The organism is Cupriavidus campinensis (assembly GCF_905397395.1).
GTDB lineage: Bacteria > Pseudomonadota > Gammaproteobacteria > Burkholderiales > Burkholderiaceae > Cupriavidus > Cupriavidus campinensis.
Genome location: NZ_CAJPVH010000020.1, coordinates 14,589 through 33,497 on the forward strand (window position 1 = coordinate 14,589; position 18,909 = coordinate 33,497).

Here is an 18,909-nt window from a genome sequence, read left to right on the forward strand (position 1 = left end):
ACTGCGACCCTTACTGCAGGGGGATGCCGGCGCGGGAAGCCAGTTGCTTCCAGCGCTGGATTTCCTCCTGCTGGTACTGGCGCATCTCGGCCGGGCTGGACATGATGACCGTCGTGGACTGGCGCTTGTAGTAGTCCTTGAGTTCCGGTGTCTCTGCCGCCTGGTGGAACAGCGTGGCCCAGCGGCGCACCAGCTCCGGCGGCGTCTTGGCCGAGACCGCCGCGGCCACCCAGTTGTAGGCCAGGAACTGCGGAATGCCTGCCTCCTGCGCGTTCGGCACATCGGGCAGCAGGTGGGTGCGCTGCGGGGCCGTGTACGCCAGCGCGCGCAGCTTCCCACTCTTCACCAGCTCGATGGCGCCGCTGGCGTCCACCACCGCGAAGTCCACGGTGCCGGAGAGCGTCACGTTGATCGCATCGCCCGCCCCCTTGTAGTTGATGCCGGTGGTGCGCATGCCGGTCATGTCGTTGAGCCATTCCGAATACAGCGTGTACGACATCGACCCGCTCGCGTAGTTGAGCGCGCCGGGGCGCTTCTTGCCGTCCGCCACCAGCTCCTCGACGTTCTTGTACGGCGAATTCGGCGGCACGATGATCAGGCACGGGCCGCGCGTCAGCAGGCTGATCGGCGCGAAGTCGGTCAGCGGGTCATAGGGCAGCTTGCGGAACGTGGCGGCGTTGGTGGAGAGCGTGGAGTTGCTGCCGATGAAGACCGTGTAGCCATCGGCCGGCGCGTTGAGCGCGGTCTGCACGCCGATAAAGCCGTTGCCACCCGGCTTGTTCTCCACCGTGACCGGCTGGCCGGTGAGGTCGCCGATCTTCTTGGCGAAGATGCGCGCGCCGGTGTCCGTGCCGCTGCCCGGCGGAAACGGCACGATGAATTTCACGGGCCGGTTGGGGAAGCTGGCGGCATCGCCCTGCGCCAGGGCGGGGAGGGCAGCGAGCGGGGCCAGCCCGATAGCCGCCGCCAGCGTGGCCAGCGTGTGCAGCGTACGGCGCCGGGTTTGGTGAGGGATGGCGCGAACCTTGTCCTGTCGGTGTCTCATTGTGGTCTCCTCCGCAACGGTGATCCGTCGTCGTTTGATGGAGGAAGAGCCTACTGGCTCGCGCCGCACCGAGGCAAGGTTCGGCGGGGCATATCCGTTATGCGCGGGCCGGTATGCGCCGCGCAGGCACGGGTCCGGCTACGGGAAAACCATGCCTCGGGCTCCCGCGCATGCATTTCGGATATGCCGTCCGTGCGATAGGTGCGGCGTCTGCGGCTTGCTAATCTCGTCGTCACTTTCGCGGGGCCCCCGGCAACGCGACACACCAAAACGACAGGAGACAGCGTGGACACAGCCGCCAGGATAGTGATCCGCCCAGCCGAGCCCGATGGGCCGCTGGCACCATTGCGGGCCGAGGTGCGGGCATTTCTCGCCCGGGTCATCCCGGACCGGCCAAGGCCGTTGCGCGCCAAGAGCTGGAGCGGCTTCGATGCCGAGTTCAGCCTGGCGCTTGGCGCGCAGGGCTGGATCGGCATGACCTGGCCGCGCGAGTTCGGCGGCCAGGGGCGTTCGATGCTCGAACGCTACGTGGTCCTTGAGGAATTGCTTGCCGCCGGCGCGCCGGTCGGCGGCCACTGGGTGGCCGAGCGGCAGAGCGGGCCGCTGCTGATGCGTTACGCCGATCCGGCCGTTGCCGCCGAGATCGTGCCGCGCATCACCCGTGGCGAGGTCTATTTCTGTATTGGGATGAGCGAGCCCGACTCGGGCTCCGACCTCGCCTCGATCCGCACCCGCGCCGACCGCGTGGCGGGTGGCTGGGTCATCAACGGCACCAAGCTCTGGACCTCCAACGCGCACCGCTCGCACTACATGATTGCGCTGGTGCGCACCGATCGCGGCGCCGACGACAAGCACAAGGGCCTGTCGCAGTTCCTGGTCGACATGACTGCGCCGGGCCTGCAGGTACGGCCGATCCGCAGCCTCTCCGGCGAAGAGGGCTTCAACGAGGTGGTGTTTACCGATGTGTTCGTGCCGGACCGCATGCTGATCGGCAAGGAGGGCGACGGCTGGGCGCAGGTGACGGCGGAGCTGACGTTCGAGCGTAGCGGCCCCGAGCGCTACCTGAGCAGCTACGCGCTGCTGCCCGAGATGCTGGACCACGCCGACGCTGCCGATAGCCGCCAGGCCACGGAGCTGGGCCTGCTGGTGGCGGAACTGACCACCTTGCGGCAGATGTCGCGCGGCATCGCGGCCATGCTGAATCGCGGGGAGAACCCGCAGGTGGCCGCCGCCAACGTCAAGGACCTTGGTGCGCTGTTCGAACAACGGATTCCCGAAGTGGCGCACCAGCTGTTCGGGGATGCCCTGCAGGGGAGCGGCTCGCCGTTCGCGGCCACGCACCGCTATCTGACACAGGTTGTGCCGTCCTTCTCGCTGCGCGGCGGCACGCGCGAAATCCTGCGCGGCATCATTGCCAAGGGACTGGGGGTCCGATGAACGAACTCGAACGCATGCTGGCGGACAGCGCCAGCCGTCTCTTTGCCGATGCCGTGACGCCGGCCCGGATCGACGCGATGGAACACGGCCTGTGGCCGGCCGAACTGTGGGACCAGGTAGAGGCCAGCGGCCTCACCCGCCTCTTTGTGCCGGAAGCGGACGAGGGCGCGCAGGCCAGCTGGACCGAGGGCCTGCCGGTGCTGCTGGCCGGCGCCAACGCCCCGGCGCCGTTCCTGGACACCGTGGTGGCAGGCTGGGTCCTGAACCAGCTTGGCGTGTCGGTGCCGGGCGGCCCGATCGGCATGGCCGACCTTGCCGTGCCCGTCAGCGCGTGCCTGCATGGCGATGGATGGGAACTGGACAGCCCGGTGGCGGTGCCGTGGGGCCGCTACGTGGGCCATGTGCTGATCCGGGCGATCGACGCCGAGACCAAGGCGCCGCTCTGGCTGCTCGCCGCGACCGGCGCCGCGGCGGTGGAAACCGGTGTGAACCTCGCCAACGAGCCGCGCGACCGGCTGACCGTCCAGCGCGTACCGGACAGTGCCGCCGTGCGCGGCGATCCTGCGGGATGGCCGGCGCCGCCGCAGGCGCTTGGCGCACTGACGCGGGCCATCGGCATCGCTGGCTTGCTGGAGCGCATCCTGAACCAGACCGTGCAATACGCCAACGAGCGCACGCAGTTCGGCCGCCCGATCGGCAAGTTCCAGGCGGTGCAGCAGCAATTGGCCATCCTCGCCAACGAGACCGTGGCCGCGCGCATGGCCGTGGCGTCCGCCTGTGCGGCGGTCGACGCCGGGGACTGGACCCAGGCGGCGATGGTCGCCAAGGTGATCTGCGGGCAGTCCGCCGGCCGCGCGGCCGCCATCGCGCATCAGGTGCATGGGGCGATCGGCTTCACGCACGAGCATTCGCTGCACCAATCCACGCGGCGCGTGTGGGCCTGGCGTGCCGAGTGCGGCACCGAGGCGTACTGGGCGGCCGAGATTGGCCGGCGCGCGATTGCGCGCGGCGGCGATGCGCTGTGGGCGGACCTGACCACCGCCGCGGCCTAGCCTTCAGACGACACACGGGGAGACACCATGACATGGCTGAAGACGATGCTGGCCGGGGTGGCCGCCACGCTGCTCGCCCACGCGCCGATGGCGCAGGCGGGCGAGCGCGCGCAGGACTTCCCCTCGAAGCCGTTGCGGATCATCGTGCCGTTCACGCCCGGCAGCGGCTCGGACGCCTCGGCGCGCTTCTACGGCGAGGCGCTGGCGCGCGAACTCGGCCAGGCGGTGGTGGTGGAGAACCGGCCCGGGGCCAATGGCGTGATCGGCATCCAGGCGCTCAAGAGCGCGCCGGCGGACGGCTACACGATCCTGCTGGCCAGCAATTCGCCGATGTCGGTCAATCCCCTCGTCACGAAGCAGTTGCCCTATGACCCCGTCGCCGATCTGCGCCCGGTGGCGGGCCTGAGCCGCAATATGAATGTGTTCGTGGTGCCGCTGACGTCGCCGCTGAAGACCATGGGCGACCTGGCTGCGGCGGCGAAGAAGCAGGAGCGGCCGTTCAACGTCGGCACCTACTCCGCTGGCTACCAGCTGGCGGCGGTCTGGTTCGGGTCGCTCGCGGGCATCCGCTTTACCAATATCCCCTACAAGGGACAGGCGCAGATCATGGCCGACATCCTCGGCAACCAGCTTGACCTGGCGCTGGTGGATACCGGCGGCGCGCTGCCGCTGCTGAAGCAGGGCAAGCTGCGCGCGCTGGCGGTGTCTGGCGAGCGCCGGCATCCGGAGCTGCCGGATGTGCCCACGGTGCGCGAGAGCGGCTATCCGGACTACATCCAGTACAGCTGGGTGTCGTTCTACGTGCGCGCGCAGACGCCGGACGATATCGTCGCCCGGCTGGCCACGACGATGCAGGCCATCCTGAAGACGCCGGAGTCCGCCGCCTACGTGGCGCGCTCGGGGTCCAGCCTGATGCCTTACGACCCCGATGCCATGCGCAGCTTCCACCAGACCGAGATGGCGCGCTTCCGCCGGGTGGCGCAGGCAGCGGGCATCCGTCCGGAGTAGCCGCGATGGGACGCAGCCGTCATGGACTACCCGGGACGTCAGCGCGCCAGCGGCGCGGCGGCTTGCGTCAGCAGCGTGCGCAGCACCGACACGAAGGGGTGCGTGTGGACGTTGTTGTGCCAGCACAGGTGGACCGGCACGGTCAGCAGCGGGTCCACCACCGGCGCGAAGCGCACGCCGGTGTGGCGGCACAGCAGCGGGGCGAGGTAGCCGGGCACCATCGCGTACATGGCGGTGCCCGCCACGGCGTCGGCCACAGCCAGATAGCTGGTCAGCGTGCCGACAATGTTGCGGGTGGTGCCGTGGGCGCCGAAGTAACGGTCGATCAGCTTGGTCACGAGGCCGAACTGCGAGACGTCCAGGCAGGGCAGCGGCGTCAGGTTGGCCGGCGTCGGGTGGTCGCCGATCTGGCGGTTGCCGGTGGCGCACAGGCAGCCGAACTGCGCGTTGAACAGCAGTTCCGCGCGCAGCGATTCGTGCTCCTCGGCGGGGTGGAAGGCCACCATGACGTCGATGGCACCGCTGGACAGCGCGCTGACGCCGCTCGGCATCGGCACCGGCTGCATGCGCACGCGCGCACGCGGCGCGGTCTGGCGCAGCGCCTCCAGGAAGCCGGGCGCGATCACGGCCTGCAGGGAGTCGTTAATGCCGATGGCGTAGGAGCCGGTTTCCAGCGTGGGATCGTAGTCGGCCGCCTGGGTGTAGATTTGCTCGATCAGGCGCAGCACGCTTTCGAGCATCGGCTGCAATTCCTGGGCGCGGCGGGTCGGCAGCATTTTCAGCGCGCTCTTGATCAGCAGCGGGTCGCCGATTTCGTCGCGCAGCCGCTCCAGCATGCGGCTGGTGGACGGCTGCGTGCTGTCGAGCCGCTTGGCGGCCTCGCTCACGCTGTTGCCCTCCAGCAGTGCGGCAAGCACCACCAGCAGGTTGAGGTCTTTCTTGCGCAGGTCCGCGAGCGGCAGGCGTCTGCCGCCCGTGGTGTTGCCTGATGTGTCGCCCCCCGGTCCGGCGAGGCTGTCTCCTTGCTCCATCGATGTCCCTAGGTTTTGTATGTTGAGGCCGGACCTGGCCCCTGGCGGGGCGTCCGGTGGACCCCTGCAGTGTATATCGATCCAGACATAACCCACTATTCGTGGCGCCCGATGCGCGCCATCCAACCGAAGGAGCCCCCCATGCCTACGCAACGTGCCGTGTCCGAGCTTTCCACCGACATGGTCCAGGTCGCCATGACAGGCCATGTGGCGCAGGTGACGCTGCGTCGCCCGCCGCACAATTACGTGGACGAGCCCTGCATGACGCAGCTCGCCGAAGTCTTCGCCGCGCTCGACGAAACACCCCAGTGCCGCGCCATCGTGCTGGCGGCGGAGGGCAAGGCGTTCTGCGCCGGCGCCAACTTCGGCGCGCAGGACAGCAGCGTGGCGCGCGACCCCAGCCCGTTCTACCGGCAGGCCATGCGCCTGTTCCGCACGGCCAAGCCGATCGTGGCCGCCGTGCATGGTGCGGCCGTTGGCGCGGGCGTGGGGCTGGCGCTCGTTGCGGATTTCCGCGTGACCAGCCGCGACGCGCGCTTCAGCGTGAACTTCAACCGGCTCGGCTTTCATCCGGGCTTCGGCCTCAGCGTGACGCTGCCGCGCCTGATCGGCGAGCAGCAGGCGGCGCTGCTGTTCTACACGGGCCGGCGCATCGATGGCGCGCGCGCCGTGGAGATCGGCCTGGCCGACGTGCTGGCCGAGCCTGGCGACGAACTGGCGCAGGCCCACGCGCTGGCGCAGGAGATCGCCATCTCCGCGCCGCTGGCTGTGCGCAGCACCCGCGCCACGCTGCGGCAGGGGCTGGCGGACCGCATTGCCGAGGTCAACCGGCAGGAACTGGCGGCGCAACTGAAGGAGTTCGCCAGCGAGGACTTCCGCGAAGGCGTGGCGGCGATGGCCGAGCGGCGCCTGCCGCAATTCCAGGGGCGCTGAACATGGAGCGGACTGCCAAGAGCGATCGATCGATGCCCGACGCGCCGGCTGCCGCCGGCCCGCTGCACGGGGTACGTGTGCTGGACCTGTCCTCGGTCGTGCTGGGGCCGATGGCAACGCAGCTGCTGGCCGACATGGGCGCCGACGTGATCAAGGTAGAGGCGCCCGAAGGCGACCTCATGCGCGCCAACGGCGTGGTGCATCACGCGGGCATGAGTTCGATCTTCCTCGCGCTGAATCGCAACAAGCGCTCCATCGTGCTCGACCTGAAAAGCGCGGCGGGGCGCGAGGCGCTGGCGCGGCTGATCCCCACGGCGGACGTGCTGATCCACAACATGCGGGTTGGCGCCATCGAGCGGCTGGGCCTGGGCTATGCGGCCGTGGCGGCGCTGAAGCCGGACATCGTCTACTGCGCCGCCACCGGTTTTGGCCAGGACGGGCCGCACCGCGACAAGCCGGCGTTCGACGACATCATCCAGGCCGCGTGCGGTTTCGTGGGGGCCGCGTCGGGGGATGGTGCCGCGCCGGACTACATGCCGAGCCTGATCGCGGACAAGACCACGGGCCTCGCGGTGGCCAACGCAGTGCTGGCGGCGCTGTTCCATCGCGAGCGGCACGGCACGGGGCAGTACGTGGAGGTGCCGATGCTGGAGACCATGACCGCCTTCGTGCTGACCGAGCATATGGGCGGCATGACGTTCCCGGCCAATCCGGGCAAGGCTGGCTACGCGCGGCTGCTCGGCGGCGGGCGCAAGCCGGTGCGCACGGCGGACGGCTGGATGAGCCTGCTGCCCTACACCGAGAAGCACTGGCACGCCTTCTTTGCCGAGGTGGGGCGGAACGACCTCGCCAGCCGCTACGACATCGCCAGCCGGCGCGCGCGCAATGCGCATATCCAGGCCCTGTACGGTCATCTGCGCGAACTGGCGCCAGAACGGACCACGGCCCAATGGATGGCGATGTGCGAGCGGGTGGACATCCCCGCCACACCGATCTACGGGCTGGATGAACTGCCCGCGCATCCGCATCTGCGCGAGGTGGGGTTGTTCCAGGAGTCCACGCATCCGGTGGTTGGGCCGATTCGCCAGATCCGCCCCACGGCCAGGTTCTCCGCAACCCCGACCGCGATCCACCGCCCGGCGCCGGCGCTGGGCGAGCATACGGCCGAGGTGCTGGGGGAGACGGGGATGGACGTCGCCGAGATCGCGGCGATGATTGCCGGGAACGCCCGCTAGGCGTCGAGCGTGGGCACCGTGAACTGGAACACGGCCCCGCGCGCTTCGTTCTCGCAGAGCTCCAGGGTGCCGCCATGGGCCTGGATGATCGATCGGCAAATCGTCAGTCCCATGCCCATGCCGCTGGACTTCGTGGTGCAGAAGGGTTCGAACAGGCGCGCCGCGTGCTCGGGCGGCACGCCCGGTCCGGAGTCACGCACCGTGACCACCACGGTGTGGTCCGCATCGGCGGCGGTACGGACGGTCAGTTCCCGGGGGCCGTCCTCCACGGTGCTCATCGCTTCCACGGCATTCATGATGAGGTTCAGCAAGGCCTGTTGCAGCTGGACGCGGTCGCCCTTGACCGGTGGCAGATCTTCAGCGAGCTGCATCTGCACTGCCACGCCATGCTGGACGACTTCGCCGCGCGTCAGCGAAATGACCTCGCGAATCGCCTCGTTGATCTGCACCCCCTCCTTTTGCAGCGGGGCGTTCTTGAACAGGTCGCGGATGTGGCTCATCATGTCGCTGGCCTGCCGGGCATCCTTGTTGATCCGCTCGAAGGCGAGGCGCGCTTCCTCCAGATTCGGCGGCACCGCGCCGAGCCAGCGCAGGCCCGCGCTGGCGTTCATCGCACAGGCGCCGATCGGCTGCTTCAGCTCATGGCTGATGGAGGCCGTGAGCTGCCCCATGGTCGTGACCCGGTTGACGTGCGCCAGCGCGTTCTGGGTTTCCCGGTAGCGGCGCTCGCTCTCGCGCGCTTCGGCTTCGGCGAGCTTACGTTCGGTCAAATCCAGCACGAACGCGACGCCCTGCTTGCCGCCGTCCTCGAACCGGGCCACGCCCATCATCACCGGCACCCGGCTGCCATCCTTGCGGAAGTATTCCTTCTCGAACGGTTGCAGGTGGCCGCTGCGCTTGAGCACCGGCAACCGGTCTCGCAGATCCACCTCGAGCCAATCCGGCGGGGTCATCGCGGTCCAGCGCATGCCGCGCGACCGCAAGTCCTCGCGGTCGTAGCCAACAAGGCGCAGGAAGGCGTCATTGGCCTCGACGATGACCTGGGTTTCCACCTCCCACAGGAAAATGCCGATGATGTCCGAGTCCACCAGGCGCCGGATCCTGGCCTGGCTTTCCGCGAGCTGGCCGCTCAAGGCCATCAGCATGTTCAGGTCGGCCTGCAGGATGTCCCGGCACATTGCCAGTAGGCGGAGAAACTGGTCGCTGTAGGCGTTCTTCTTCCGGTCGAGCACGCAGATCGTGCCGAACACTTCGCCATCGGGCCAACTGATCGGGAGCCCCATGTAGGAGATCATGCCCAGCTTGATATCCGGGTTGGCATTCCAGTCCACGTCCGCGATGGCATCCGGCACCAGCAGTGGCTGGCGGGTCTCCATCACGGTCTCGCAATACAGTCCCGTATCCAGCGGGGCGGTCTCGGCCGCCTCATAAGGATTGCCTGCCGAGTGGCTCGATACCAGCACTTCGATATTGGGCGCCTTCGCCCGCATGATCAGTGCGGACGGCACGCTCATGATCTCGGCGAGCAGGTTGACGATGTCTTGCCATTTGTCGACGGTTTGCGGGGGGACTTCGAGGGCGTGGGGCATGGGGGAGGACAGGGAAGGGCGAATCTGGTGTTCTGCAGCTGGAGCTCGGTTCAGATGGTAGCGCTAAACCCGAACAACTGAGATGACGGACGCGATACCGGCGGATCTGTGGCGTTTCAGGCATTTTCTGTCGCCTTCGCCACGTGCACGCACAAACGTCCATTCAGGGCTTGTTTTTTACTGACCTGTCAATTATTGTTCGGGCAAACAATGCGCAGTCCGGCCGGATTTTACAGGAGCCGACGCTGCGCCACTTTTTTGCACGTTTAACTGACAGGTCAGATAATGTTCGAACAATCAAACGGAATGCCGCCCGGGGCGCGCCGCCTGGCCGCACCAGCGCTGCCGGCGCTGCCGGCGCTGCCGACGCTGTCGGCCCCGGTGGCCATGGTGGTAGCAGCGGTGCTGGCGGGCTGTGCGAACTACGCCGGCATGCGGAGCGAGAGCCAGATGGCGCAGCCCGGCCAATACGCCACGGCGCAGAGCCTTCCGGCGGAGCAGGGCCGGTGGCCGGCGGCGGATTGGGCCGACCAGTTCGGGGATGCGCAACTCAAGACGCTGATCGCGGAAGCGCTGCAGGACAGCCCGACGCTCGACAAGGCCCGCGCCCGCGTGGCGGCGGCGGTGGCGTTCAGCGAGACCGCCAACGCCAACACGCTGCCGCAGGTGGGCGCCGGCTATAGCTGGACGCGCCAGCGCCTGACCGAAAGCACCTTCATTCCGCCCGCGTTTGCCGGGACCTGGCAATCGGAAAACAAGGCCTTCCTCGGCGCCAGCTACGAGCTGGACCTGTGGGGCAAGAACCGCGAGGCGCTGCGCTCGGCCGTGTCGAAGGTGCACGCCAACCAGGCCGAAGCCGAGCAGGTGCGGCTGACGCTGTCGAGCACCATCGCCCGCAGCTACAACGAACTGGGGCGGCTCTACGCCTTGCTCGACATTGCGCGCGACGAAGGGGTCCAGCGCACCGAAGTGCTGCGCGTGGCGCGGGGGCGGGTGAGGATGGGGCTCGACACCGAAGTCGAGCTCCGTACCGCCGAGGCCAATCTGGCGGCAGCGCAGGTGACGGTCTCCGCGCTGGAAGGCAATATCCAGCGCACGCGCTACCAACTGGGCGCGCTGCTGGGGCAGGGGCCGGATCGCGGCCTGGCGATTGCGCGTCCCACGCTCGGCGTGGGCGACGAGATCCATCTGCCGGCCAACCTGCCCGCCGACCTCGTCTCGCGCCGCCCGGACATCGTGGCCGCGCGCTGGCGCGTGGAGGCCACCACGCACGACATCAAGGTGGCCAAGGCCGAGTTCTATCCGGATATCAACCTGAGCGCGGCCATCGGCCTCGATGCCTTTGGCTGGGGCCGCTTCCTGCGCGCGGCGAGCCGCACGGCATCGGCCGGGCCGGCCATCCATCTGCCGATCTTCGACGGCGGCGCGCTGCGTGCGCAGCTCAAGGGGCGCTATGCCGAGTTCGACTTCGCGGTGGCGAACTACAACGACACGCTGATCCAGGCGCTGACCGATGTGGCCACGCAACTGGCCGATATCCGCGCGGTGGACGCGCAGTTGGTCAACGCCACGCGGTCCGACGAGGCCGCGCAGCGCGCGCTCCGGCTGGCGATGGCCCAGTACCAGGGTGGCCTGACCACGCAGTTGACCGTGCTCAACGCCCAGACCACGGCGCTGGCCAGCAGCCAGGTGGTGACCAACCTGCGCATGCAACGCCGCGACCGCCAGATCGCGCTGGCTACCGCGCTTGGCGGTGGGTACACCGAGACCGCCGCGACCGTCGCTGATGCCCAGCCGACAGCGGCAGCCCGCTGATCCGCCCTCCTTTTCCTCGATAACGGACCCTCTCATGACCTCGACTTCCTCCTCCGCCGGCCAGCCGTCCGGCACCGCGCCGAAGACCCGCAAGCGCCTGCTGGCCCTGCTGGGCTTGACCACGCTCCTGGCCGCCGCAGGCTATGGCGCCTACTACTACGGCGTGGCCCGCTTCCACGAACACACCGACGATGCCTACGTCAACGGCAACCTCGTGCAGCTGACGCCGCAGGTGAGCGGCACCGTGGTGTCGGTCAATGCCGACGACACGCAGATCGTGCGCGCCGGCGAGCCGGTGGTGACGCTGGACCCGGCCGATACCCGCATTGCGCTGGCCAGCGCCGAGGCCGCGCTGGGCCAGACCGTCCGGCAGGTGAGCGCGCTCTATATCAATAACGATGTGCTGGCCGCCACCGTGCGGCAGCGGGAGGCCGACGTGGCGCGCGTGCGTGACGATCTGCGGCGCCGCACCGCGGTTTCCGAATCCGGCGCCGTGGCGGTGGAGGACATCGCCCATGCCCGCGATGCGGTCAAGTCCGCCGACGCCGCGCTGGAGACGGCCCGCCAGCAACTCGCCTCGAACCATGCCCTGACCGACGGGGCCGCCGTGGCCGACCACCCCAGCGTGCAGGCCGCCGCCGCACGCGTGCGCGACGCCTACCTCGCCAATGCCCGCAATACGCTGCCGGCGCCGGTCACCGGCTATGTGGCGCGCCGGTCCGTGCAGGTGGGGCAGCGGGTGGCACCCGGCAATCCGCTGATGGCCATCGTGCCGCTGGACGGCGTCTGGGTGGACGCCAACTTCAAGGAAGTCCAGCTTAAGCACATCCGCATCGGCCAGCCGGTGGCCCTGCATGCCGACCTCTACGGCAGGACGGTGACCTACCACGGCAAGGTGGCGGGCTTCTCCGCCGGTACCGGCAGCGCGTTCTCGGCCCTGCCGGCGCAGAACGCCACGGGGAACTGGATCAAGGTGGTGCAGCGCCTGCCGGTGCGCATCGCCCTCGACCCGGCCGAACTGCGTGCGCATCCGCTGCAGATCGGGCTGTCCATGCAGGTGGACGTGGAAACCAAGGCGCGCGGCGATGCCCTGGATGCCACGCGCAACGCCACACGCAACGCCACACGCAACGCCACACGCAGCGCCGCCGAGCCGGCCCGAACCACGTACAGCACCGACGTGTTCCGACAATACGGCGCCGAGGCGGACGTGGAGATCGCCCGCATCATCGCGCGGAACCAGGGGCAGGGCGGCGAGCAGAGCGCTGCGCGCAAGCGTGAGCGAGGCGGCGAGCAAACGCGCACGCGCACCGCGTCTTAACCCTGGCACCACTCCGCCATCACCCCGCCATCACCGCTACCGGAGCCGCATCATGTCTACCGCGACCGCCTTCCAGCCGCCCCCGCCGCTCACTGGCGGCAGGCTGGTACTGGGCAGCTTTGCCGTGGCGCTTGCCACCTTTATGAACGTGCTGGATTCGTCGATCGCCAACGTGGCGATTCCCACCATCTCCGGCAACCTCGGCGTGTCCGTCCATGAAGGCACGTGGGTCATTACACTGTTCGCGGCCGCCAACGCCGTGGCCATTCCGCTGACGGGCTGGCTCACGCAGCGCGTGGGGCAGATCCGCCTGTTCGTCGGCTCGCTGCTGCTGTTCGTGCTGGCGTCATGGCTGTGCGGCATCGCCCCGAACCTGACCGCGCTGCTGGCCGCACGCATCCTGCAGGGCGCGGTGGCCGGCCCGCTGATTCCGCTGTCGCAGGCCATCCTGCTCGGCTCGTTTCCGAAGGAGAAGAGTTCCCAGGCGCTGGCGCTGTGGGCCATGACGGCCACTGTGGGGCCAATCGCCGGCCCGGCGCTGGGCGGATGGATGACTGACAGCTATTCCTGGGCCTGGATCTTCTATATCAACGTGCCGGTGGGGCTGTTCGCCGCCGCCGTGACCTGGGCGGTCTATCGCGACCGCGAATCGCCGGTGCGCAAGCTGCCGATCGACACGGTCGGGCTGGCATCGCTGATCATCTGGGTGGCGGCGCTGCAGATCATGCTCGACAAGGGCAAGGATCTCGACTGGTTTGCGTCGCCGGTGATCATCGCGCTCGGGGTGGTAGCGCTGCTCAGCTTCCTGTTCTTCGTGATCTGGGAGCTGACCGAGCCGGACCCGATCATCGACCTGCGCCTGTTCAAGGGCCGCAATTTCCTGGTGGGCACGGCGGCGATTTCGGTAGGCTTTGCCTTGTTCTTCGCCAACCTCGTGGTGCTGCCCCAGTGGATGCAGCAATACCTGGCGTATCCGGCGGTCAATGCGGGCCTCGTCACGGCGCCGCTGGGCATTTTTGCCGTGCTGCTGGCGCCGGTCGTGGGCAAGCTGCTGCCGAAGGCGGAGCTGCGCGTGCTGGCCACGCTGGCCTTCCTGGGCTTTGCCGCCGTGTTCTTCATGCGCTCGCAGTACACGACTGGCGTGGATACCTTCACGCTGGTGCTGCCCACGCTGCTGCAGGGTATTCCGATGGCGCTGTTCTTCGTGCCGCTGACGGCCATCATCCTCTCCGGCCTGCCGCCGGAGAAAATTCCGGCGGCAGCTGGCCTGTCGAACTTCGTGCGGGTCTTCTTTGGCGCGGCCGGCACGTCGCTGGCCACCACGGTGTGGAACGATCGCGCGGTGCTCCACCACGCCCGGCTTGCGGAGCAGGCCAGCCCGGGCAATCCGCGCTATACCGCCGCGCTGGAGTCGATCCAGTCGGCCATGCATCTGTCGCCAGGCCAGTCCGTGGCGTTCTTCGAACGCGGCTTGAATGCGCAGGCCATCATGCTCGGGCTCAACGACATCTTCTGGGTCTCGGCGGTGATCTTCGTCGCCATCGTGCCGCTGATCTGGCTGACGCGGCCCACCAAGGGCGCAATGTCGGGCGCCGCTGCGGCAGCCCACTGAGGGGCCGCCTGCGGCTCAGGCGTCTTCGGTGAACTTGCGCAGCAGGCGCAGGAACTCGCTGAACTCGTCCCGGGTGAAATGGCGCAGGCGGTGGTTCAGCACGTCCGGGGCGATGTCGGGAATGCGGCTGGCAACGTCCCGGCCCTTGTCGGTCAGGATCAGGTTGACCACGCGGCGGTCTGCCTCGCTCCGTTGCCGCTGCACCATGCCCTTGCTCTCCAGCTTGTCGAGCATGCGCGTCATCAGGCCGGTGTCGATCTCCAGCAGCTTGCTGATCTCCAGCGGCGTGCTGGCCGCGCCTTGCGTGAGCGACAGCAGGATGCCCATCTGCTGGCCGGTAATGTCCAGCGGCCGCAGCGCCGCGTCGACTTCCATCAGCAGCCCGTTGCGGGCCTTGTTCAGGTGGAAGCCAACGCTCTGCGTCAGCTGGAAGTTCTCGCGGTTGTAGTGTTTCACGGCGCCTCGGGTAAGCCAGGAGCCGTCAATGTATCTGATGCGTCAGTCAATGGGAAGGGCGGGCGCCAGCATCGGCGCGCTCAGCGAATCACCTTCTGGGTCAGGCTCACGACGATGGCCAGCACGGCCACGACGGCGAGCGCGCGGAAGTGGTCGAGATTGGCCAGCAGGGCGGATTGCTGCGCCAGTACCTGCGCGATCTGCGCCGTGGCGAGTTCGGCGGCGCGCGCCGGATCGGACGACGCGGCAATCGCCGCCGTGAAGCGTGCGTGGGCGTCCTGGAACTGCGGGCTGCCCGGGTAGATGGTGTCATGCAGCGTGCTGTAGTGCCACGTGGTCAGCCATTGCTGGCCCACCGTGGCGATGGTCACCCCCAGCGCCTGGCCGATCTGCCCCAGCATGTTCTTGGTCTGCTGCGCGTTGGAGAACACGGACTCGTCGTGCGCCACGCCGCTGAAGGTCTGCATGGCCGTGACCGGCATCAGAATCATGATGAAGACCCCGTACAGCGCGAGCGCGGGCAGCACGTCGCCCCACAGGTCGGGCGCGGGCGGCATCCGGCTCATCATCCAGGCCGAGACGGCCAGCGCCAGGAAGCCGGTGACGAAGTACTTGCGCGGACTGGGCCAGCGCGGCAGCAGGCGCGAAACGGTCAGCCAGGTCAGGACACCCGCCGAGAGTCCCATCGCATAGAACTGCCCGGCGGTGGACCAGGCATGCCCCAGCGAGCGCTGCAGGGCGATGGGCAGGAGGTAGCCGTTCGCGCCCAGGGTGACGTAGCAGAACGTGAACAGCGCCAGCCCGCTCAGGTAGCGCGGTTCAACCAGATTGCGCAGCTTCAGCAGCGGGCGATCACTGCGGGACTCCGCCCAGATGAAGCCGAGCAGGGCGGCGCCGCCCGCGACGGCGCCGATTACCAGCCAGAGCCGGTCGGCGTAGAAATCGTAGTAGGAACGCTGCAGGACATACAGGACCAGGAAGCTGCCCACGGCCAGCGCCGCGAGGCGCACCGGATGGGCATCCGAGCGTTGCGCGGGCGGCGCCGTGGCCTCGGGCAGGACGCTGGTGGCCGGCAGCAGTGCCAGCGCGCACCCGGCCACCAGCCAGAAGATCAGCGGCCAGCGGTCTGCACTGACGATGGCGGAGGCCAGCCAGGGTGCCAGCGCCATGCCGCAGCACACGCCGGATGCCAACGCCTTGATGCCGAAGAACCGGGCCGGGCCGGGCGGGATCAGGTTCACCGTCAGCCGCGATGAGGTCACCATGCCGGCACAGCCGAGCGCCATGACCATGCGGGCGACCAGGAAGGTTTCGTAGCTGTCGGCATGGGCGCACAGGAGCGCCCCCAGCGCCGCCGCTCCCAGCGACCCCTGGAGATAGCGCCGCCATCCCGCGCGCTCCACGATCCAGCGTTGCAGGGCGATCACCACCACGGCCACGCTGGCGTAGGCCGCCGCGAGGGTGCTGTACTGGTCCGGGCTCGCGCCAATCTCCCCCATGATCGGCGCGGCGGCAAAGGCGACCATGCCGTTCTGGAGGAAGTCGATCGTGGTCAGCGCGGCTATCGTCAGCAGCAGGCGGCGGGGCGGCGCCGCAGTCATGGCGGAAGTCATGGCGTGCCTAGGAGTTCTCTTCGATGATGCGGCGCACGGCCTCGTCGGCGTGCGCCAGCTCGTCCGCGAACACCGTGGTGCGGTAGTTCTGGCCCGGTGCGTCAATGGCCACCAGCCGCTTGCCGTCCCGCGCGCGCGTATCGACGGCCACCTTCATCGACAGGCCGATCTGCAGCGGGTGGGCCGTCACTTCCGCCGGGTCCAGCGCGATGCGCACCGGCACGCGCTGCACCACCTTGATCCAGTTGCCGGTGGCGTTCTGCGCCGGCAGCAGCGCAAACGCACTGCCAGTGCCGGCGTCCTGCCCGATGACGCGGCCGTGATACACCACCCGTCGGCCGTACAGGTCGGTGGTGAGCGTCACCGGCTGGCCGAGGCGGATATCGCGCAATTGCGACTCCTTCAGGTTGGCCGTGACCCACAGTTGATCCAGCGGCACCACGGACATCATCGACACGCCCGGGCTGACGCGCTGCCCCACCTGCACGGAGCGCTTGGTCACCACGCCCCCCACCGGCGCCGCGATGCGCGTGCGCGAGAGGGCGATGCTGGCATTGCGCACCTGCGCGGCGGCGGCGAGCACGTCGGGGTGAGACCCCACCGACGTCCGCTCCACCAGCGCCTGGTTGCGCTTGAGCTGCTCGCTGGCCATGGTCAGCGCGGCCTGCGCAGCGCGTACGGCATGCCGCGCGTGGATCAGTTCCTCGCCCGAGATCGCCCCGCTTGCGACCAGCGCCGTGCGCCGCGTCATGTTTTCCTGCTCCCGCGCCAGATCTACCGTGCGTATCGCCACATTGGCGCGATCCTGGCCGACCGCGGCAAACTGCCCGCGTACCTGCCGCACCGTGCGGGCCAGCTGGGCCTGCGCCGCCGCGAGCGCCAACTGGGCATCCACGCCATTGAGTTCGACCAGCGTCACGCCCGTGGTGACCAGATCCGTGTTGTCGGCGAGGATCGCGGTGACCACCCCGCCCACCTGTGGGGTGACCTGCACCACGTTGCCTTCGACATAGGCGTCTTCGGTCGAGACCTGGTCCCGGCCATATTGCAGCCAGTAGCCGGCTGCGGCGGCGAGCAGGAGGGCGAGCAAGGCGCTGCCGGCGATGCGCCAGCGCCGGGCCGGGCGGACCTCGGCCGGTTTTGCAGGGTCTTGCGCGGGATTGGGTTGGCTGGCGGGATTCAAGATGCGCTCCGGGTGGCCGCACCGCCGCGCTGGGCCGGGGGGGCAGGGGAGGCCGGGGCTGTCGCGGTGTCATACCCGCCGCCAAGCGCGCGGATCAGTTCGAGGTGCAACGTACGCTCCTGGGTTTCAATGTCGATCAGCAACTGCTTCTGCTGCAGGACCTGGCCCTCGGCGGACAGCACCTGCAGATAGTTGCCAACGCCGCTGCGATAACGCGACACGGCCATGTCATAGGCCTCCTGCGTCAGTTGCAGCGCCTGCTGTTGCTCGTTGGCGCGCTCGGCCAGCCAGCGCAGGGACACCAGCTGGTTGACCACATCGTGCAGCGCAGTGACCAGCGTGGCGTTGTATTGCTCCGCGGCAGCGTCGTATTCGGCCTGCCGCACGCCGAGATTGGCGCGCAGCCGGCCCCCGTCGAAGATCGGCAGCGAGAGCGCCGGGCCAATGCCAAAGGTGCGGCTGCCCGCGGTCAGGAAGTCGGACAGGCTCAGGCTCTGCAGGCCGGCAAAGGCGTTCAGGCTGATGTTCGGATAGAACTCGGCCTTGGCGGCGCGGATGTCGTGGCTCGCCGCTTCCACGCGCCAGCGCTGCGCCACCACGTCCGGCCGGCGGCCGATCAGTTCGGCGGGCAGGGTGGCCGGCACCGCCGCCGCGTAGCGGTCGCGCAGTTGCGGGGGGCGGACCTCGGCGCCGGCATCCGGGCCCTTGCCCGCCAGCGCCGCGAGCTGGTTCCGGGTCAGCGCGATGATCTCGTTGATGGCGGCAAGGCGCTCGCGCGTGGCGGGCAGGGCCGCCTCGGCCTGCTTCATGTCGAAGGCGGAGTCGAGCTGCGCATCCACGCGCCGGCGCGTCAGGTCCAGCGTGTTCTGGCGCTGGCGGTAGGTCTGCTCGGTCAGCGCGCGCTGGGCGTAGGCGGCGTCGAGCCGCAGGTAGGTGCGCACGACGGACGTGGTCAGTATCAGTTCCGCCGCGTGGTAATCGACCTCGGCGGCGCGCACGCGGTCCAGCGCGGCGTCGAACGCGGCCTGGTTCTTGCCCCAGAAGTCGAGTTCGTAGCCGAGGCCAAGCTGCACGTCACTGGACCACTTCCAGCTGCCTGCGAGCGGGCGTGGCACGAGACCGTTCTCGCTGAAGCGCTGGCGCGTGGTCCGGGCGCTCAGGTTGACCTGCGGATACAAGGCGGATTCGGCACCGCCGGCGAGCGCATCGGCCTGGCGCACCCGCGCGGCGGCGATACGCAGCGTGGGCTGCCCGGCCAGCGCCGCTTCGACCAGCGCGGTGAGCTGCGGATCGCCAAAGCCTTCCCACCAGGCGCGGTCCGGCCAGGCGGCCGGCGACAGGGGCGTGCCCGCGAGCGATGCGGTGGCGGTCAGGCGGTTGGGATCTTCGACCGTGGCCTGCGTCTTGAGCCCCGTCATGCTGGCGCAGCCCGGCAGGAACGCCGCCGCGCCCAGTACGCCAAGGCATACCCAGGCCGGCACGGTACGCGTCTTTGGCTTCGCCATCACCTTTCTCCGCAACCTTCGCCCGGACGACATGGCCGGGGCTGAACATCGGCCCCGACGACAGGCCGGTTGCC

15 protein-coding genes are annotated in these 18,909 nt (G+C 68.8%); 8 read left to right on the forward strand and 7 right to left on the reverse strand.

From position 1 onward, the window contains the following. Positions 1-10: 10 nt before the first annotated feature. A complete protein-coding gene (locus tag KHO18_RS13500; RefSeq protein ID WP_144198508.1) occupies positions 11-1,045 on the reverse strand; it encodes a Bug family tripartite tricarboxylate transporter substrate binding protein in 1,035 nt (344 codons plus the stop codon). Positions 1,046-1,330: 285 nt separating this feature from the next. Here KHO18_RS13500 and KHO18_RS13505 point away from each other — a divergent pair, with 285 nt between their 5' ends. The 3 genes from KHO18_RS13505 to KHO18_RS13515 are packed head-to-tail and all read left to right on the forward strand — an operon-like array spanning position 1,331 to position 4,542. After that, the gene (locus KHO18_RS13505) at positions 1,331-2,482 is read left to right on the forward strand and encodes an acyl-CoA dehydrogenase family protein (protein ID WP_211943357.1); all 1,152 of its coding nucleotides are present in this window, start codon (positions 1,331-1,333) and stop codon (positions 2,480-2,482) included. Further along, positions 2,479-3,534: an acyl-CoA dehydrogenase family protein gene (locus tag KHO18_RS13510; RefSeq protein ID WP_144198502.1), complete on the forward strand. Its 1,056-nt coding sequence runs from the start codon at positions 2,479-2,481 to the stop codon at positions 3,532-3,534. Before KHO18_RS13505 ends, KHO18_RS13510 begins: the two co-directional genes overlap by 4 nt. A 27-nt stretch (positions 3,535-3,561) precedes the next feature. Continuing rightward, complete coding sequence (locus KHO18_RS13515; RefSeq protein ID WP_244844786.1) at positions 3,562-4,542, forward strand: Bug family tripartite tricarboxylate transporter substrate binding protein; 981 nt, start codon at positions 3,562-3,564, stop codon at positions 4,540-4,542. A gap of 38 nt (positions 4,543-4,580) precedes the next feature. Here the strand turns inward: KHO18_RS13515 and KHO18_RS13520 are convergent, their stop codons facing one another. After that, complete coding sequence (locus KHO18_RS13520) at positions 4,581-5,573, reverse strand: LysR family transcriptional regulator (RefSeq protein ID WP_211943358.1); 993 nt, start codon at positions 5,571-5,573, stop codon at positions 4,581-4,583. Positions 5,574-5,714: 141 nt separating this feature from the next. On the opposite strand from KHO18_RS13520, the gene KHO18_RS13525 reads away from it, so the two are divergent. After that, positions 5,715-6,506: an enoyl-CoA hydratase/isomerase family protein gene (locus KHO18_RS13525; protein ID WP_211943359.1), complete on the forward strand. Its 792-nt coding sequence runs from the start codon at positions 5,715-5,717 to the stop codon at positions 6,504-6,506. Between the two features lie 2 nt (positions 6,507-6,508). Further along, positions 6,509-7,741, forward strand: a complete 1,233-nt coding sequence (locus KHO18_RS13530) for a CaiB/BaiF CoA transferase family protein (protein ID WP_244844788.1) — start codon at positions 6,509-6,511, stop codon at positions 7,739-7,741. On the opposite strand, the gene KHO18_RS13535 is transcribed toward KHO18_RS13530, so the two are convergent. Further along, positions 7,738-9,330 carry an ATP-binding protein gene (locus tag KHO18_RS13535; protein ID WP_144198490.1) on the reverse strand — a complete coding sequence of 531 codons (1,593 nt, stop codon included), beginning with the start codon at positions 9,328-9,330 and terminating at the stop codon, positions 7,738-7,740. The two genes, KHO18_RS13530 and KHO18_RS13535, sit on opposite strands and share 4 nt — an antisense overlap. Positions 9,331-9,717: 387 nt before the next feature. Here KHO18_RS13535 and KHO18_RS13540 point away from each other — a divergent pair, with 387 nt between their 5' ends. The 3 genes from KHO18_RS13540 to KHO18_RS13550 are packed head-to-tail and all read left to right on the forward strand — an operon-like array spanning position 9,718 to position 14,078. After that, the gene (locus KHO18_RS13540) at positions 9,718-11,145 is read left to right on the forward strand and encodes an efflux transporter outer membrane subunit (protein ID WP_244844793.1); all 1,428 of its coding nucleotides are present in this window, start codon (positions 9,718-9,720) and stop codon (positions 11,143-11,145) included. Between the two features lie 34 nt (positions 11,146-11,179). Then, entirely contained in the window at positions 11,180-12,466 is a 1,287-nt protein-coding gene (locus KHO18_RS13545) for an HlyD family secretion protein (RefSeq protein ID WP_244844790.1), read from the forward strand. After that, the gene (locus KHO18_RS13550) at positions 12,423-14,078 is read left to right on the forward strand and encodes a DHA2 family efflux MFS transporter permease subunit (RefSeq protein ID WP_280527758.1); all 1,656 of its coding nucleotides are present in this window, start codon (positions 12,423-12,425) and stop codon (positions 14,076-14,078) included. The genes KHO18_RS13545 and KHO18_RS13550 overlap by 44 nt, the downstream gene beginning before the upstream one ends. A 15-nt stretch (positions 14,079-14,093) precedes the next feature. On the opposite strand, the gene KHO18_RS13555 is transcribed toward KHO18_RS13550, so the two are convergent. The 4 genes from KHO18_RS13555 to KHO18_RS13570 form a co-directional block, all read right to left on the reverse strand. After that, a complete protein-coding gene (locus KHO18_RS13555; protein WP_144198481.1) occupies positions 14,094-14,534 on the reverse strand; it encodes a MarR family winged helix-turn-helix transcriptional regulator in 441 nt (146 codons plus the stop codon). 80 nt (positions 14,535-14,614) lie between these two features. Then, positions 14,615-16,147, reverse strand: a complete 1,533-nt coding sequence (locus tag KHO18_RS13560; protein ID WP_144198478.1) for an MFS transporter — start codon at positions 16,145-16,147, stop codon at positions 14,615-14,617. A 7-nt stretch (positions 16,148-16,154) separates the two neighbouring features. Further along, positions 16,155-17,330 carry an HlyD family secretion protein gene (locus KHO18_RS13565; protein ID WP_244844791.1) on the reverse strand — a complete coding sequence of 392 codons (1,176 nt, stop codon included), beginning with the start codon at positions 17,328-17,330 and terminating at the stop codon, positions 16,155-16,157. Further along, entirely contained in the window at positions 17,327-18,835 is a 1,509-nt protein-coding gene (locus KHO18_RS13570; RefSeq protein ID WP_211943362.1) for an efflux transporter outer membrane subunit, read from the reverse strand. Before KHO18_RS13570 ends, KHO18_RS13565 begins: the two co-directional genes overlap by 4 nt. Between the last annotated feature and the right edge of the window lie 74 nt (positions 18,836-18,909).

Bases quoted from the DNA above. Each gene is read 5' to 3' on its own strand.
- KHO18_RS13500 (WP_144198508.1), bottom strand. From the start codon at position 1,045: ATGAGACACCGACAGGACAAGGTTCGCGCCATCCCTCACCAAACCCGG.
- KHO18_RS13510 (WP_144198502.1), top strand. From the start codon at position 2,479: ATGAACGAACTCGAACGCATGCTGGCGGACAGCGCCAGCCGTCTCTTT.
- KHO18_RS13515 (WP_244844786.1), top strand. From the start codon at position 3,562: ATGACATGGCTGAAGACGATGCTGGCCGGGGTGGCCGCCACGCTGCTC.
- KHO18_RS13520 (WP_211943358.1), bottom strand. From the start codon at position 5,573: ATGGAGCAAGGAGACAGCCTCGCCGGACCGGGGGGCGACACATCAGGC.
- KHO18_RS13525 (WP_211943359.1), top strand. From the start codon at position 5,715: ATGCCTACGCAACGTGCCGTGTCCGAGCTTTCCACCGACATGGTCCAG.
- KHO18_RS13530 (WP_244844788.1), top strand. From the start codon at position 6,509: ATGGAGCGGACTGCCAAGAGCGATCGATCGATGCCCGACGCGCCGGCT.
- KHO18_RS13535 (WP_144198490.1), bottom strand. From the start codon at position 9,330: ATGCCCCACGCCCTCGAAGTCCCCCCGCAAACCGTCGACAAATGGCAA.
- KHO18_RS13540 (WP_244844793.1), top strand. From the start codon at position 9,718: ATGGTGGTAGCAGCGGTGCTGGCGGGCTGTGCGAACTACGCCGGCATG.
- KHO18_RS13545 (WP_244844790.1), top strand. From the start codon at position 11,180: ATGACCTCGACTTCCTCCTCCGCCGGCCAGCCGTCCGGCACCGCGCCG.
- KHO18_RS13560 (WP_144198478.1), bottom strand. From the start codon at position 16,147: ATGACTTCCGCCATGACTGCGGCGCCGCCCCGCCGCCTGCTGCTGACG.
- KHO18_RS13570 (WP_211943362.1), bottom strand. From the start codon at position 18,835: ATGGCGAAGCCAAAGACGCGTACCGTGCCGGCCTGGGTATGCCTTGGC.